The organism is Brevibacillus sp. JB24b, from assembly GCF_051713385.1.
Lineage (GTDB): Bacteria > Bacillota > Bacilli > Brevibacillales > Brevibacillaceae > Brevibacillus_B > Brevibacillus_B laterosporus.
The window spans coordinates 1,380,238-1,396,264 of record NZ_JBNVQV010000001.1; the positions used below are offsets into that span (position 1 = coordinate 1,380,238).

A 16,027-nucleotide genomic window follows, 5' to 3' on the forward strand; every position below is an offset into this window, starting at 1 on the left:
ACTATGATTAAATTTGACCGTCATCGTCGTTTGCGCCGAAGCCAAGCGATGCGTAACCTTGTACGAGAAAACCATGTGCGTGTAGAAGATTTGATCTATCCACTGTTCATAGTAGAAGGGGAAAATATTAAAAATGAAATTTCCTCTATGCCTGGCGTTTTCCATTTTTCCTTGGATCGTCTTAATGAAGAACTTGAAGAAATCGTTAGCTTAGGCATTCAATCTGTTCTTTTGTTTGGAGTGCCAGAGCATAAAGATGCTCTTGGAACGGAAGCTTATGCAGAAAATGGGATTGTACAGCAAGCTATTCGTCACATAAAAGCCTCTTTCCCCGAGATGCTGGTCATTGCAGATACATGCCTATGTGAATATACCGATCATGGTCACTGTGGTGTTTTGCATGAATGTGGAGAGTTATTAAATGATGAGTCTCTGATTTTATTAAGCCAAGCTGCTGTATCACAAGCTAAAGCTGGTGCGGATATCATCGCGCCTTCCAATATGATGGATGGTTTTGTAACCGCCATTCGTGAAGCTTTAGATGAAGCTGGATTTACACATATTCCAATCATGTCCTATGCGGTTAAATATGCTTCTGCATACTACGGCCCATTCCGTGAAGCAGCTCAATCCGCTCCGAAGTTTGGTAACCGTAAGTCCTACCAAATGGACTATGCTAATGCGCGTGAAGGTTTACGTGAAGCAGAATCCGATGTGCTGGAAGGGGCCGATTTCTTAATGGTAAAACCAGGTCTTGCCTATATGGACATGGTTTTACGTTTGCGTCAAAGCTTTGATTTGCCGTTGGTTGTTTACAATATCAGTGGAGAGTATTCCATGGTGAAAGCAGCTAGTGCCAATGGCTGGATTGACGAACAAGGCGTCGTTATGGAAACGATGATGGGATTCAAACGCGCAGGTGCTGATTTAATCATTACGTACCATGCAAAAGATGTTGCCAAGTGGCTACAAGGAGGTTTGTAACATGTCGGTTGACTTACTAGATACGTTAGATAAAGAGATTTTGGATGCCATTCAAAAAGAGATTCCATTAGTTCCTGAACCATTTAAAGTCATGGCGGAAAATTTAGGAACAACAGAAGAAGAGTTAATGGCTCGCTTGGAAAAAATGAAAGGCGATTCTATCCGTCAAATTTCTGCTATTTGTGATACTAAAGCATTAGGATATAAATCAAGCCTTGTAGCGGCTCGTATTGCTCCAGATAAATTAGATGAGATGGCTGTAAAGATTTTTAATTCCCACCCTGGTATTACACATAACTATAAACGTAACCATGACTTTAACCTGTGGTTCACGATTGCTCTACCTCCGAATAGTCGTTTTGGATTGGAAAAAACGGTTGAAATCTTAGGAGAATTGTCTAATGTGGAATCGATTCGCATTCTACCGACTCTAAAACTGTTTAAAATCGGAGTACAATTAGATGTGAAAAAGGAAACGGAAGCGAATACGAAATCCGCACCTACCTACACGGAAGAAATGCGTCAGGCAGCGATTGATCTTGGTATCACTGATGAAGATATCAAGGTGATTATCGAATTGCAAAAGGATTTACCTATCACTTCCCGTCCATTTGATGAATGGGCAAAAAATGCTGGCATGACAACAGAGGAATTATTACATCACGCGAAAGTATTGGTAGAGCGTGGTCAAATGCGCCGTTTCTCTGCGGTACTAAACCACCGCAAAGCTGGATTCCGTGCCAATGGTATGGGTGTATGGAATGTACCAGAAGAACAAGCTGAGGAAATTGGAATGAAAATGGGTTCCTTCCGAGCGGTTAGCCATTGCTATTTACGTCCTACCTACCCAGATTGGAAATACAGTATCTTTACGATGGTACATGGTCGTGATAAGGAAGAGTGTGAATCAATCCTACAAGCAATTGAGGATGAAACAGGTATCACGGATCGTATTACATTGTACTCTACGAAAGAATACAAGAAAACACGCGTATCTTATTTCACACCTGAGATTTATGAATGGGAAAATGAGATGGCGGAAAAACTGGGATTGGATAAGTAAACGCGGACAATATCCGATAGATTGCAATGCATGCGCTGTTTCCTGATAAGGAGCATATTGTCATAACAGGAAAACGCTTGTTTGATCACTTTCAAACAAGCGTTTTTTCTAACAGTTTCACTATAACAGATATTAATGGGGTGAGTGGAATGACTCGACAATTTACTAAATCAATCGAATTACATAAAGAAGCGGTAGAATACATTCCCGGTGGGGTTAATAGCCCAGTGCGTGCATTTAAAAGCGTAGGGGGCAATCCTATTTATATGGAAAAAGGGGAAGGGTCCCGTATTACCGATGTAGATGGGCATACTTATATTGATTATATTGGCTCTTGGGGACCTTTGATTTTGGGACATGCTCATCCAAAAGTATTGCAGGCGATTAGTGAAACTGCTTTGCTTGGTACTAGTTTTGGAGCACCTACAGAACGTGAAACCACGATGGCCAAGCTAGTGTGCGACATTGTCCCTTCAGTAGAAGTTGTGAGAATGGTAAACTCAGGGACAGAAGCAACAATGAGTGCACTTCGCCTAGCTCGTGGGTACACGAAACGAGACAAAATCATGAAATTTGAAGGCTGTTATCATGGCCATGCGGACAGTTTGCTGATTAAAGCTGGCTCGGGTGTTGCCACATTAGGATTGCCGGATAGCCCTGGTGTGCCTGAAACAATTGCAGTAAATACCATTACGGTACCGTATAATGACGTTGATAGTGTACGTCTTGCCTTTGAAAAATTCGGCAATGAAATAGCAGCTGTTATTGTAGAACCAATTGGTGGAAATATGGGTGTTGTGCCACCTCAACCAGGCTTTTTAGAGGAATTGCGTAGTATTACGGAAAAACATGGTACAGTCCTTATTTTTGACGAAGTGATGACTGGATTCCGTGTAGCCCGTGGTGGTGCGCAAGACTTATATAACATCACACCAGACTTAACCACGATGGGTAAGGTAATTGGTGGAGGGTTGCCAGTTGGAGCATACGGAGGTAAACGTGAAATTATGCAGCATGTAGCTCCAGCGGGAAGCGTATATCAAGCAGGGACCTTATCAGGTAACCCACTGGCAATGGCAGCGGGTATTGCTACATTGTCAGAGCTTAGTAAGCCAGGTGTCTACGAACAACTGGATGCTCGTTCGGCCCGCCTAGCAGAAGGCTTAGCAGCTAATGCAACTAAATTAGGAATTCCTCATACCGTAAATCGTGTTGGATCGATGGTATGCTTATTCTTTACAGATACCCCAGTTGTCAATTATGAGACAGCTAAAACAGCAGATCTGGATAAGTTTTCACGTTATTTCCAACAGTTGTTACAAGAAGGTATCATGATTCCACCTTCCCAATTCGAAGGCATGTTCGTCTCAGTTATGCACACTGATGAAGATATTGAAAAGACCATTCAAGCAAGCTATAGGGCAATGGCTACTCTAGTCTAAGCAACAAAATTAATTGGTTCAAATGGGAATATAGGTTGTGAAGCAGATAGATGGAACAGTCCATCTATCTGTTTTTTTGTATTCATAAAACTTGCTGAAAAAAGCAAAGTTCACCTACTTTTCCTAGCAAGATGCTATAATAAATAGGGGGTTCTATAAAAGACAAAGAAAGAGACACCAAGGAGGAATGACATGGGAGGAGAACGTTTCACAGCACCAGTCACCGTGCATATATTTTTGCGAAGGGATAACAAAATCCTACTGTTAAGAAGGTATCAGACCGGGTATGAAGATGGTAATTACAGTGTTGTAGCCGGTCACCTTGATGGTGGTGAACAGGTGATAGAAGCTGCGATTCGTGAAGCACGTGAGGAAGCAGGCATTGCTTTAAAGCCTGAACAAGTAACGATAACGGGCATCATGCATCGTTTGTCAGATGATGAGCGTATTGACTTTTTTGTAACAGCAACAGAATGGTCAGGAGAGATTTATAATGCAGAACCCCATAAATGTGATGAATTAGCATGGTTCTCTATTCACGATCTTCCTCAAAATACCATTTCGTACATAAAAAAAGCGATTGAGCTATCGGTCAGTCGATCTGAAATTTGGTTTGATAGTTACGGATTTGAAAATAAGGAGGTATAGTGTGCAAACAGCGCTTGTTTTAGGGGGAACTCGTTTTTTTGGAAAAAGGTTGGTTCAGGAGCTTTTGGATAAGGGAATGAAAGTTACCCTTGCAAATCGCGGGCTTACCGAAGACCCATTTGGTAACCAGGTAGAGAGAATTATTGTCGACCGTTATGATGAGGAGTCTATGCTGTCTGCATTTGAGGATTACGAATTTGATATGATTTTTGATAATATTTGCTATGCATCAGAAGATGCTCGAATTGCTATAAAGGTTTTTACTGATAAAGTGTCTCGTTATATTTTTACCTCTACGTTATCTGTCTATGATGAGGTAGACCGATTTGTAACGGAAGAAGATTTTGATCCATATCACTACCCTATTCAATATGTGACTAGACAAGAAACATCCTATAAGGAAGGCAAACGTTTGGCCGAAGCGGTGTTCTTTCAAGAAGCTCCTTTTCCTGTGGCGGCCATTCGTTTTCCGATTGTATTGGGAGACGATGATTATACGCGTCGTTTACATTTTCACGTAGAACATGTGATGAAACAATGGCCAATCGGAATTCCGAACCTAGATGCAACTATTGGATTTATCCCAGCTAATCAAGCAGCACGTTTTTTGCTATGGGCTGCTGAAGAGGAACTGGAGGGGACTTTTAATGCTTGCTCCCACGGGGGTATTACACTAAAAGGACTTATCAACCTGATTGAAGAGAGTACTGGTAAACAAGCCGTGATTATGTCAGAGACAGAGGATGAGCACATGTCTCCATTCGGAGTATCACAATCCGTTTGGTGCATGAGCAATGAAAAGGCAAAGGAGACAGGCTTTCTATTCGTCCCCTTACAAGAATGGTTACCATCACTTATTCAGCGAATCAAGAAAACATTTGAAAAAGAAGAGAGTTAGGTAGAAGGAATAATAAAGAAAAACGTAATGACTATTCAAATGAGTATGGTTGAACTTTATGATTTATAAAAGTCCCGTTTTACCGAATCATGGTATTGCGGGACTTTTTTCAAAATCAGTAGGCGAGATGTATACCTTATGTCAAATCCTTCTCTCATGTTCTATTTCCATTGCTCTGTCCATATAGATATAGGGAAATGCTTGTGGAGCTGAAAGGAGGAGCAGGTGTGTCTGTACAAGATGGACTGTTATCGTTTCAAATGAAAGAGACCATATTTCTCTCATCAGATAAACCAGAAATTGAAGAACTGCGGGAACTGGAGTTATTACCCGATTTGGAAATAAGGGAAAATGATTATGAGATTACGATATGTGGGTCCTTACAACTTCGAGGCAAGTATGTGCCGACCAAGAACGCCAATGCAAAAGCGAATGGCGGAACGGACACCTTGGTTTCGGCCATGAAATTTACGCCATTGCAGTTGGAACAAGGAGATACGGAAGTTTTTTTCGCTGATGAAGAAGCGGATATCATGCATCGTATACCATTAAGTATCTCTGTTCCCATCTCCAGAACCAAGGAGGTTTCTGATATTCACGGGATTGTCGATAGTTTTGACTATGAGATAAAAGGCCCTAAACAATTACTTATTACTGCTGATCTGAAAATAGCTGGAATTCAGCTAAAGAATGAACAGGAGATACGTGCTGAACAGCAATCGCATAAATCAGCTGATACCTGGGAGTATATTCAAGTAGCTCAAGATGAGAGTGCTGAACATGAATATCAGCATGTCACTATTGATGATCTAGAACGAAAGCTGACCGCTTTAGAGAAAGAAGTAGAGGCTCAATTGGAACAACAGAACGACGAAGGACAAGAATTGATAGATGAGGTGGCGGATATAGAGCAATATCAACCATACCCACTATATCAGCCATTTCCGGGATTTGAAATGCAGCAAGGAGATGTAGCTCAAAGTAGCTGGGATCAAGATTCGGCTACACGTTTTCGTTATCAACATCCACAGTATGCAGCTTATGAAGCAGAGGCTGAAGAAGAAGCAGAGAGGGAAGAAATTGAAGAAATCGAGCAATCAAGTAATGTACCTTATCAAACTTATTCAAATATACAAGAAGAATCTATGGGGCAGCAATCACCTTATGAGTATGGATTCCACCCAATTTCCATGCCAGAGCCCCCGCAATATGCACCTCCGTACGGTACACAGCCATTTTATCCAATAAATTCTTTTGGGCAGGGACCAGGCCATGGGTTTGGTGTAGAGCCGAACCCAATTCCTTTTGCGCCACCACCTCCAAACCCGTTCCAACCGATAGCAGGACAGTTTCATCATCAGCAACCACCACAATATCCATTTGCCCAGATGCCACCATTTGCGCCACCGCAACAAATGTTTTATCAACCACCTCCATATCCACCTAATCCGGTACCCGGACCTGTTTCTGCCATGCAGTACCAACCGGAATATATGGCTGAATCTCCATATCAAGCTACTTTTCAGCCACCACCTTCTAATGAATATGTGGAAGAATCAGTGGAAGATCAAGAGGTAAGGACTGACGGTGTGTATGCAGAACCTGTATCCTATCATGAGCCGGTTAAAGTTGAAGATGATGATGAAGATGAAGATGAAGATGAAGCTGCTCTAGAGGAGGTGCATGAATCTCCATACGAAGCTACCTTTAAAGAGGCGCCATCTCACATTGAGCAGTCTGAACCATTTACATTGATTTCAGAACATCAAGAAGAAGCTACAGAGCCAAAAGAAGCGGTTATAAAACACCAAGAGGTAGTTGCAGAACCAAAAGAAGCGGTTATAAAACACCAAGAGGTAGTTGCAGAGCCAAAAGAAGTTGCTGTAAACCACCAAGAAGTAGTTACAGAGCCAAAAGAAGCGGTTATAAAACACCAAGAGGTAGTTGCAGAGCCAAAAGAAGTTGCTGTAAACCACCAAGAGGTAGTTACAGAGCTAAAAGAAGTTGCTGTCAAACACCAAGAAGTAGTTACAGAGCCAAAAGAAGCGGTTGTAAACCACCAAGAAGTAGTTACAGAGCCAAAAGAAGCGGTTATAAAACACCAAGAGGTAGTTGCAGAGCCAAAAGAAGCTGTTATAAAACATCAAGAGGTAGATACAGAGCCAAAAGAAGTTGCTGCAAAACATCAAGAAGTAGTTACAGAACCAAAAGAAGCGGTTGTAAAACATCAAGAAGAAACCACAGAACCAAAAGAAGTGGTTGTCAAACAGCAAGAAATGGCTACAGAGCCAAAAGAAGCTGCTATAAAACATCAAGAGGTAGATACAGAGCCAAAAGAAGTTGCTGTAAAACATCAAGAAGTAGTTACAGAACCAAAAGAAGCGGTTGTCAAACAGCAAGAAATGGCTACAGAGCCAAAAGAAGTTGTTACTGAACAACGCGAGGAATGGATAGCGAATCCTCATTCTCAATCTAAAGTGCAATTATCCGCTGATCCCGATCCATATGCAAAGTACTGGGAAGGTAGTGAAGATGATCAAGAAGATATAACCAAAACAGCAAAAAAGGAAGCAACAACAGAAAGAGCGACAGAAGCATCCAAAGTACATGTCGACCTGGATGAAAATAGGGTGCATGCTCATACAGCGGAATATGATCAGGAACTGCAAGCCCCTGCTATCAGTACGGAATTAAGCACAGAAGAAGAGGCTTCGGTTCTCATGGCTCAACTAGAAGCGGAAGAAGAAAAATCGGTAGAGGAAATCGTTGCATCCCCAGTGGTTGAACAAGAAAAAGAAATGAAAGTAGCAATTGGTTCAAAAAACAATCATAAAGAGCAAAATGAAATGATGAATTTTTCCAATATTTTCTCCCACCTACATGGAAATGAAAAAAATAAAAACCAACGTGTGGAGAGTAAACAGGAGGAGGCATTAGAACAAACGAAAGCTAAACGTGATGGCAGTAGTTCACGTAGAGATGCATTAGGGAACCTAACCTCATTTGTTCAGGATCGTACAGAAAAATTCAGTAAATTGAAAATGTGTATCATCCAAAAAAATGATACCTTAGATTCTATTGCACAGCGATATGATTTGTCCGTGACCAAAATTAAAGAGGCGAATCGAATGTCAACAGATAGGGTAGAAGAGGGGCAAATTCTTTACATTCCGCAATAAGGGGAGAGAAGGGCATGGCTAAGGAGCAATTAGATATTTCCCCCATCTGCAAACGATATAAATTGAAAACGATCAAAATTACATCAAAGGCGGATTACTATTTAATAGAAACAAACAGGGGAATTAAGGAGATGAGGCTTTGGCCTCGTGTAGAATATATGCGCTGGTCTTTTGGCTGGCGTGAGCAAATGGCACGACAAGGGGTTAATAACGTTGAACGATTTATCCGCACAAAAGATTCTAAACCCTATGTAGTAGCAAATAAAAAAGGGTATAGCTTGACAGATCACCATAGCGAAGCAGAACCTATTGCCTACACCCTTGACAACATGCTGGAATGTGGTCGTATGACAGCGCAAATGCATCAAGCTCAACAGGCACAAGCCCTCCAAATTGGTGGAAAATTATTGAAACGTGAGCAAATGCATGCACAGGAAGTGGTGGAACGGACAAAAAATTTTTTGAAGCAGTGGGAACGAGAAAAGAATGTCAGACAGAGAAATAGATGGGGAAGCTTGTTTCCGTCAATTTTAGAACGAATGGAACGCAGTGCTAGCTTGATCAAGGACGTATCTTTACCGGAGGAAGTGCTTGCAGCTTCTCATAAGGAACTAACACGAAAGAATTGGGTGATGGTTGACGATAAGGTGTTTTTACGTGGCTTCTATAAAACCTCTCTTACTGTTCAGCATAAAGATACAGCAAGCTTTTTGCAGGAAATTGCTTTGGATGGTGGAGATCCAGCTTTGATTGATGCCTTCCTTGATGGATATGAAGAGGTAAAAGAACTGAGCTATGAAGAATTTCGTTTACTACTTTCTTTTATGGCTTATCCGCAGGACTTGTGGAAAACGTTGGAAAAAACTCTTCAAGCTAGCACAAAAGAGGATAAACAAGCAATGGAGGATGTCAAAAAGTCAGTATTGCGACAACGCGAACTAGATTATCATCTGCAACGCTTGGCGAAGCGAGCAGAACGAGGACGGCAATTGTCATGAGTCAGTACGATCAACTCTTCCCCTTGTTTTACGAGTACGATATGCATGTACAAACAATTGAATTGGTTAAAGCTCCGGGAGTCTTTAAAGGAACTACTTCAAATGGATGTTATTCCTGCAAGAAAACAGCTGCACCGGCCACTCGTTTACTCTATGTGAGTGGCGTATTGAGGGATTTGGAGCAAAGAGGTTGGGATGGTGCTATACCTCTTTTATATACCAAAATTGATGAACCTTATGTAAAGCATGGGGAAGAGATTTATTATGTATCCGAATGGGAAGAGAGTGTTTCGATTTCCAAAGCGAATCTGTCTAATTGGGCTTCCGGTACAGTTGTTCGATTGGCGGAGTTTCATCAGCTAACTCAAAATTATCGAATTGAAGATCCAAAACAGGTGGAGCCGCTTGTTGATGCCTTAATTAATAGATGGCAAAGTTGGCTTCGTCAGTTAGCTATGTTTCGTGATCTCGCAAATGAACGGGATTATGCGTCCCCATTTGATGTTGTCTTTTTGGCAAATCATGCTTTCATCGCTGACACTGCTAATCAAGCCTTGGAAAATTTACGGATTTGGAGAAGACGCCACGAAACAAGTAATCAATTTCGACTATCGCTCATCCATGGTTACCCGCATCCAAGCCATACTGTTATGAATGAGAATGGCAGGATACGTTTACTAAATTTTGACCGAACGGTGTTCGATACTCCTGTACGAGATATAACGATGATGCTACGTAATTATTTTCAGGTAGGGGGGGAAAGTAAAACAGCAACTGATCTTTTTGAACAGTACAGCGAGGTGTTCCCCCTTCGGCCAGAAGAGATTTCGCTACTACAATATTTTTTACAATATCCCGAGAGGATCATGCGTAATCTGGAGTCTTATTATAATAGACGGTATGAATGGACAGAGCTATATGCAGTTAAACGATTGGAAAAGGACTTGGATCGGCTGGTGAGATTAAATAGATGGACCAATCAAGCGTTTTGATTTAGGCGCCTTCTTGGAAAAGGAGGCGTTTTTTGCATGATCGTTGGATACATATCATGACATGATTACAGCCAATCCATCGAGAATGCTGCGTAAGAAATGGCGAGGAGGCCTAAGATTAATACATCAAGGGAGGTAGGCAATAGTAAGGTTCTAATAAACTGAAAGGCTGTAAAAGGCAATAGAAACTGTTTATAGGAGGTCTTCAAATTAAACAGAAAAGAACTGTATTTAAAGCGTCGCCAATTCATAATGATCACCCCTTACTGAAACAGCGTATGCAGAATGAGGATAGAGGGTGAAGCCCAGAAGCACTTTCTGATTCGTTTATTTACATGAATTGCAGTAAAATATAGAAAACAATGAAATGGAAAGAGGATGTAGTTCTTATGATTGAACACAGAAAGATTAATACGGTTCAACTATTCAAAAGAGCTTTTTTTATCATTCTAGGGTCCGTGATTTTTTCTTTTGGATTGGAAGAATTTTTGATTCCTAATCAGGTCATTGATGGGGGAATTACGGGTATTTCTATTATTTTTACTCATTTAACAGGCTGGCCAATAGGTCTTTTTTTATTTTTGTTAAATGCACCCTTCCTACTTATTGGTTATAAGCAGATAGGTAAAACATTTGCTCTGTCTACATTGTTTGGAGTTATGATCATGTCGATTGCTACGACCTTATTGCACCCAGTCAGTGCTGTTACGAGAGAACCATTTCTCGCTGCTGTCTATGGAGGTGTATTTTTGGGTATAGGGGTAGGCTTGGTCATTCGTTATGGTGGTTCCCTGGATGGTACAGAGGTTGTAGCCATTTTGTTTAACAGAAAAACAGCTTTTTCGGTTGGAGAGGTAATCATGTTTCTAAACATATTTATTTTAGGGAGTGCTGGTTTTGTGTTTGGTTGGAATCAGGCTATGTACTCGTTACTTGCTTACTACATAGCCTACAAAATGATTGAAGTAACACTGGAGGGCTTTAACGAATCCAGATCAGTCTGGATCATTAGTGACAAGCATCGAGAAATTGGTGAAACCCTTCTTGCAAGGTTGGGACGTGGCGTTACCTATTTAAATGGAGAAGGTGGATATTCTAGGGATAATAAGACGATTATCTTTACTGTAATCACCAGATTGGAAGAGGCAAAATTAAAATCAATTGTAGAAGAATGGGACCAGTCTGCATTTTTAGCCATTGGAAACATTCATGATGTAAAAGGCGGTCGCTTTAAGAAAAAAGCCATTCATTAAAATGAACGAAAGTTGTCTGATTTAGAGAGGAAGGTAAATCAAACAGCTTTCGTTTCTTCTTTTAAGCACTCACATTTTTCTCTATTTGACGTACCATTATGGGTTCGCTATAATATGCTGTATATAAACGATTATATATACAATGCTATGATTGGAAAGAGTACATAAACCCACCTTGGCAGAGAGGGAGAATCATTATGCTGCGAGATTCTCTAAGGCGTAGGGATATGGAAAGTCGTCCATGAGCAATTCCAATGAAATGAGATATAATTAAGTAGTTGGAATCGGCGTCAAACCGTTATCTTGTTAGAGTGAACGCGTGAGTTCTGTACCTTTACTTAGTGGAAAAGGTATTTGAATGATTACGAATGCGCGTTAACAAAGGTGGTACCGCGAAACAAACTCCTTTTCGTCCTTTGATGATCAGGAGTTTTTTTATTTGCCCATGTAATGATGTGCAATTATAAGGAGGAGTAGGATTATGGCAAACGAACAAGCATCTCTTGATGCACAACTACCAAAAAACTATGATCCAAAGGCAGCGGAGGCCAAATGGTATCCCTACTGGATGGAACAAGAATTCTTTAAAGCGGAGCGCGATCCAGAGAAAGCTCCTTATACGATTGTAATTCCACCTCCAAATGTAACAGGTAAGCTACATTTGGGTCATGCATTGGACACAACGCTACAAGATATTATTACACGTGCTAAGCGTATGCAAGGATACAGTACGCTGTTTCTACCAGGGATGGATCATGCTGGTATCGCAACTCAAACGAAGGTAGAAGCAAATCTGCGTGAAGAGGGCGTAAGTCGCCATGATTTGGGACGTGAAAAATTTGTAGAAAAAGTATGGGAATGGAAGCATGTCTACGCTAACCATATCCGTGAACAGTGGGAAAAGCTTGGGCTTGCTCTAGATTACTCACGCGAGCGTTTTACGATGGACGAAGGCTTGTCACGTGCTGTTCGTGAAGTATTTGTTCGCCTCTATGACAAAGGTTTGATCTACCGTGGGAAGCGCATCATTAACTGGGACCCAGCTGCTCGTACAGCTTTGTCTGATATCGAGGTTATTTATAAAGAAGTAAAAGGTGCTTTGCATCATATGCGATATCCATTAGCTGATGGAAGCGGCTTTATTGAAGTGGCTACTACTCGTCCTGAAACGATGTTGGGCGATACAGCAGTAGCCGTTCACCCAGAGGATGACCGTTATAAAGCTTTGGTTGGTAAAATGGTGGTTCTACCGATTACAGGTCGTCAAATTCCGATTGTAGCGGATGATTATGTAGACCCTGAATTTGGTTCTGGTGCGGTCAAAATCACACCTGCGCATGATCCAAATGACTTTGAGATTGGTCAACGTCATAATTTGGAACAAATCATTGTCATGGATGAATCAGGGGTAATGAATGAAAATGCTGCTTCCTATAAAGGGCTTGATCGTTTCGCTTGTCGCAAGCAAATTATTAAAGACTTACAAGATCAAGGCGTTATGTTTAAAATTGAAGAACATATCCATCAAGTTGGACACAGTGAACGAAGTGACGCAGTAGTTGAGCCATATCTATCGACACAATGGTTTGTTAACATGCAACCTCTTGCAGATGAGGCACTAAAAAATGCTGCCTCAAAAGACAGTGTTACATTTGTTCCTGAGCGTTTTAAAAACACGTACCTACGCTGGATTGAAAATATTCGTGACTGGTGCATTTCCCGTCAATTATGGTGGGGCCATCGTATCCCTGCTTGGTATTGTCAGGATTGTGGCGAGCTGCATGTATCCCGCGTCGATATCACAGAATGCTGCAAATGTCATTCTAGCAACCTTTCTCAGGATAATGACGTCTTAGATACGTGGTTTAGCTCTGCCTTGTGGCCATTCTCCACATTAGGTTGGCCAGATGAAACAGAAGACATGAAATACTTCTATCCAACTAACGTACTTGTAACAGGCTACGACATCATTTTCTTCTGGGTGGCGCGCATGATTTTCAGTGGGTTAGAATTCACCGGAGAAAAACCATTTGAACATGTGTTGATCCACGGAATTATCCGCGATTCCGATGGACGTAAGATGTCTAAGTCGCTTGGTAACGGTGTTGACCCGATGGAAGTAATCGAGAAGTATGGTGCGGATGCCTTACGTTTCACGTTGGCAACGGGTAATTCTCCAGGTAATGATCAACGTTTCTATTGGGAAAAAGTAGAGGCGAACCGCAATTTTGCAAACAAGATCTGGAATGCGTCGCGTTTTGCTTTGATGAATCTACAAGACTTTACGTATGAAGATATCGATTTAACCAAAGAATTATCTGCTCCTGATAAATGGATTTTAACCCGTCTTCAAGGAACCATCGCAGATGTTACTCGATTGATGGATGCTTTTGATTTTGGAGAAGCAGGTCGTCTGTTGTACAATTTCATCTGGGATGATTTGTGTGACTGGTATATTGAGATGGCTAAATTACCATTGTACGGTACAGATGAACAAGCCAAAAAAGCAACTCAATCAGTGCTTGTATACGTACTAGATCAGACGTTGCGTTTGTTACACCCATTCATGCCTTTCATCACGGAAGAAATATGGCAAGCTCTACCGCATCAAGGTGAGAGTATTACTATTGCTGCTTGGCCACAAGTAAAAAGCGAGCTAACTTTTAACGATGCAGAAGCAGAAATGAGCTTGCTCATGGACATTATCCGCAGCGTACGTAACATCCGTGCAGAAGTAAACGTGCCAATGTCCAAAAAAATTGAGCTAGTAATCAAGGCTAACGATCAACAATCTCTTCAAAGTCTACAACGTGGAGAAGAGTTCTTGGTACGTTTCTGCAACCCTGAAAAACTAGTGATTGGTACTGATCTGGAAGCGCCGGAAAAAGCGATGTCCGCTGTTGTCACTGGAGCAGAGCTATTTTTACCGCTTGCAGGGTTACTTGACTTAGAACAAGAGCGCAAGCGTTTGGAGAAGGAAATTGATACACTAAATAAAGAAGTAGAACGCATTGAGAAAAAGCTGAACAACCCAGGCTTTATGGCAAAAGCTCCCGCAAATGTCATTGAGGAAGAGAAAGCAAAAATGGCGGATTACGCTAACAAGCGTGAAAAGGTAATCGCTCGTTTAGCTGATCTAGAATCCTAAGCTTGACTGCTTCATTTTTGTCATAACTAAACGATTGGGGTCATACGGTAAATGAAGGCAGATCACATTCTTACTTATGATGAAGCGTTGGAATGGCTTCACAGCCTGTTACGTTTTGGACTAAAACCTGGTTTAGAGCGCATGAATTGGATGCTGGAGGAATTAGGGCATCCTGAACGCAATTTGTTATTTGTTCATGTGGCAGGTACCAATGGAAAAGGCTCTACGTGCACTTTTTTGACGCACGTTCTGCTGGAAGCGGGGATTAGTGTTGGAACCTTTACTTCCCCATATATCACTGATTTTCGCGAACGTATTCGATTTAATAACCAACTCATTCCACAGGACGACCTAGTTCGTCTTGTGGATGAAATAAAGCCGTTGGTGGGGCGCTGTGAACAGGAAACAGAGTATGGCTGTCCTACTGAATTTGAGGTTATTACTTTACTGGCGATCTGTTATTTTGGCAGAGTGGTCAGACCTGCGATTGTGGTTTGGGAAACGGGTCTTGGTGGACGTTTAGATTCAACAAACGTTGTCCATCCCATTATAAGTGTCATTACCAATGTTGGTCTTGATCATACCAATGTTCTAGGCTCAACTATTGGTGAGATTGCTTTGGAAAAAGCCGGCATTATCAAATCAGGAGTGCCTGTTGTAGTAGGATATCTTCAGGAAGAGGCACTGGATGTTATTTCTCGAATTACAAAACAAAAAAACAGCAAGCTTTATCGGTTAGGTAGCGAATTTAATTCCAAGCCCCTCTTTACAGAAGTTTCAAGAGGAACCCAGCATATTGAATATAATAGTTTGTTTCGTCCATCCTCTTCTACATATCAATTGGGATTACTAGGCAAGCATCAAGTGCAAAACGCGGGTGTTGCCTTGATGGTTCTAGATCTCATGAGGGAATTTTATGCTTTTTTTGTGGAAGAAGAAGATAGACAAAAAGGCTTGGAGCATGCTACATGGCCAGGACGTTTGGAGATTGTCTCACGAAAACCGTTATGCATGATAGATGGAGCACATAACACGGAAGGTATCACGATGCTAGTCGACAGTTTAGCTGAACTTGCAAATGATACAAAGCGAATTTATTTAATGTTCTCTGCTCTTGAGGATAAACCGTTGTCTCAAATGGCTCGGGTTCTTAAAGAGGCGCCGCTCGAATTTGCCAACGTGTATCTCACGAGCTTTGATTTTCCAAGAGCCGCCTCTGTAGATACCTTGGAGGATGCTTTTTTGAATGGTGGCTTTAATCAAGAACAACTGGAACGTGTTAATGATTGGGAAATCGTGTTGCGTGAATGGCTGAGCGACGAGACGAAGAGCGATGAGACGTTGCTGATTTGCGGATCACTTTACTTCATCTCTTTGGTACGCTCAATCTTTTTAATCCCCGTAGAACAGGTAGGTGAATAA

General features: G+C 41.5%; 12 protein-coding genes and 1 other annotated feature. Of the genes, 11 read left to right on the forward strand and 1 reads right to left on the reverse strand.

Annotated elements, in window-relative coordinates:
• Window positions 1–3: 3 nt before the first annotated feature.
• From hemB to ACQV1I_RS06780, 8 genes are all read left to right on the forward strand, one after another.
• Window positions 4–984 carry a porphobilinogen synthase gene (gene hemB / locus ACQV1I_RS06745; protein WP_116333166.1) on the forward strand — a complete coding sequence of 327 codons (981 nt, stop codon included), beginning with the start codon at window positions 4–6 and terminating at the stop codon, window positions 982–984.
• A 1-nt stretch (window position 985) separates the two neighbouring features.
• Entirely contained in the window at window positions 986–2,047 is a 1,062-nt protein-coding gene (gene ahbA, locus ACQV1I_RS06750) for a siroheme decarboxylase subunit alpha (protein ID WP_094701296.1), read from the forward strand.
• Between the two features lie 149 nt (window positions 2,048–2,196).
• The gene (gene hemL / locus ACQV1I_RS06755) at window positions 2,197–3,489 is read left to right on the forward strand and encodes a glutamate-1-semialdehyde 2,1-aminomutase (RefSeq protein ID WP_094701303.1); all 1,293 of its coding nucleotides are present in this window, start codon (window positions 2,197–2,199) and stop codon (window positions 3,487–3,489) included.
• Between the two features lie 192 nt (window positions 3,490–3,681).
• Window positions 3,682–4,137: an NUDIX hydrolase gene (locus ACQV1I_RS06760; RefSeq protein ID WP_018672769.1), complete on the forward strand. Its 456-nt coding sequence runs from the start codon at window positions 3,682–3,684 to the stop codon at window positions 4,135–4,137.
• A gap of 1 nt (window position 4,138) precedes the next feature.
• Window positions 4,139–5,035, forward strand: a complete 897-nt coding sequence (locus ACQV1I_RS06765) for an NAD-dependent epimerase/dehydratase family protein (RefSeq protein ID WP_018672768.1) — start codon at window positions 4,139–4,141, stop codon at window positions 5,033–5,035.
• Window positions 5,036–5,262: 227 nt separating this feature from the next.
• Window positions 5,263–8,214: a LysM peptidoglycan-binding domain-containing protein gene (locus ACQV1I_RS06770; RefSeq protein ID WP_161555054.1), complete on the forward strand. Its 2,952-nt coding sequence runs from the start codon at window positions 5,263–5,265 to the stop codon at window positions 8,212–8,214.
• Between the two features lie 14 nt (window positions 8,215–8,228).
• Complete coding sequence (locus ACQV1I_RS06775) at window positions 8,229–9,212, forward strand: hypothetical protein (protein ID WP_116333168.1); 984 nt, start codon at window positions 8,229–8,231, stop codon at window positions 9,210–9,212.
• Window positions 9,209–10,204: a phosphotransferase gene (locus ACQV1I_RS06780; RefSeq protein ID WP_018672265.1), complete on the forward strand. Its 996-nt coding sequence runs from the start codon at window positions 9,209–9,211 to the stop codon at window positions 10,202–10,204. The genes ACQV1I_RS06775 and ACQV1I_RS06780 overlap by 4 nt, the downstream gene beginning before the upstream one ends.
• A 65-nt stretch (window positions 10,205–10,269) precedes the next feature.
• Here the strand turns inward: ACQV1I_RS06780 and ACQV1I_RS06785 are convergent, their stop codons facing one another.
• Window positions 10,270–10,455 (reverse strand): hypothetical protein, encoded by a 186-nt coding sequence (locus tag ACQV1I_RS06785; protein WP_094701950.1) that lies wholly within the window; start codon window positions 10,453–10,455, stop codon window positions 10,270–10,272.
• 138 nt (window positions 10,456–10,593) lie between these two features.
• On the opposite strand from ACQV1I_RS06785, the gene ACQV1I_RS06790 reads away from it, so the two are divergent.
• From ACQV1I_RS06790 to ACQV1I_RS06800, 3 genes are all read left to right on the forward strand, one after another.
• On the forward strand, window positions 10,594–11,457 hold the full coding sequence (locus ACQV1I_RS06790) for a YitT family protein (protein WP_094701948.1): 864 nt from the start codon (window positions 10,594–10,596) through the stop codon (window positions 11,455–11,457).
• 138 nt (window positions 11,458–11,595) lie between these two features.
• Window positions 11,596–11,877 (forward strand) — a binding site (T-box leader).
• Between the two features lie 61 nt (window positions 11,878–11,938).
• Window positions 11,939–14,605 carry a valine--tRNA ligase gene (locus ACQV1I_RS06795; RefSeq protein ID WP_094701946.1) on the forward strand — a complete coding sequence of 889 codons (2,667 nt, stop codon included), beginning with the start codon at window positions 11,939–11,941 and terminating at the stop codon, window positions 14,603–14,605.
• Between the two features lie 51 nt (window positions 14,606–14,656).
• The gene (locus tag ACQV1I_RS06800; RefSeq protein ID WP_116333169.1) at window positions 14,657–16,027 is read left to right on the forward strand and encodes a bifunctional folylpolyglutamate synthase/dihydrofolate synthase; all 1,371 of its coding nucleotides are present in this window, start codon (window positions 14,657–14,659) and stop codon (window positions 16,025–16,027) included.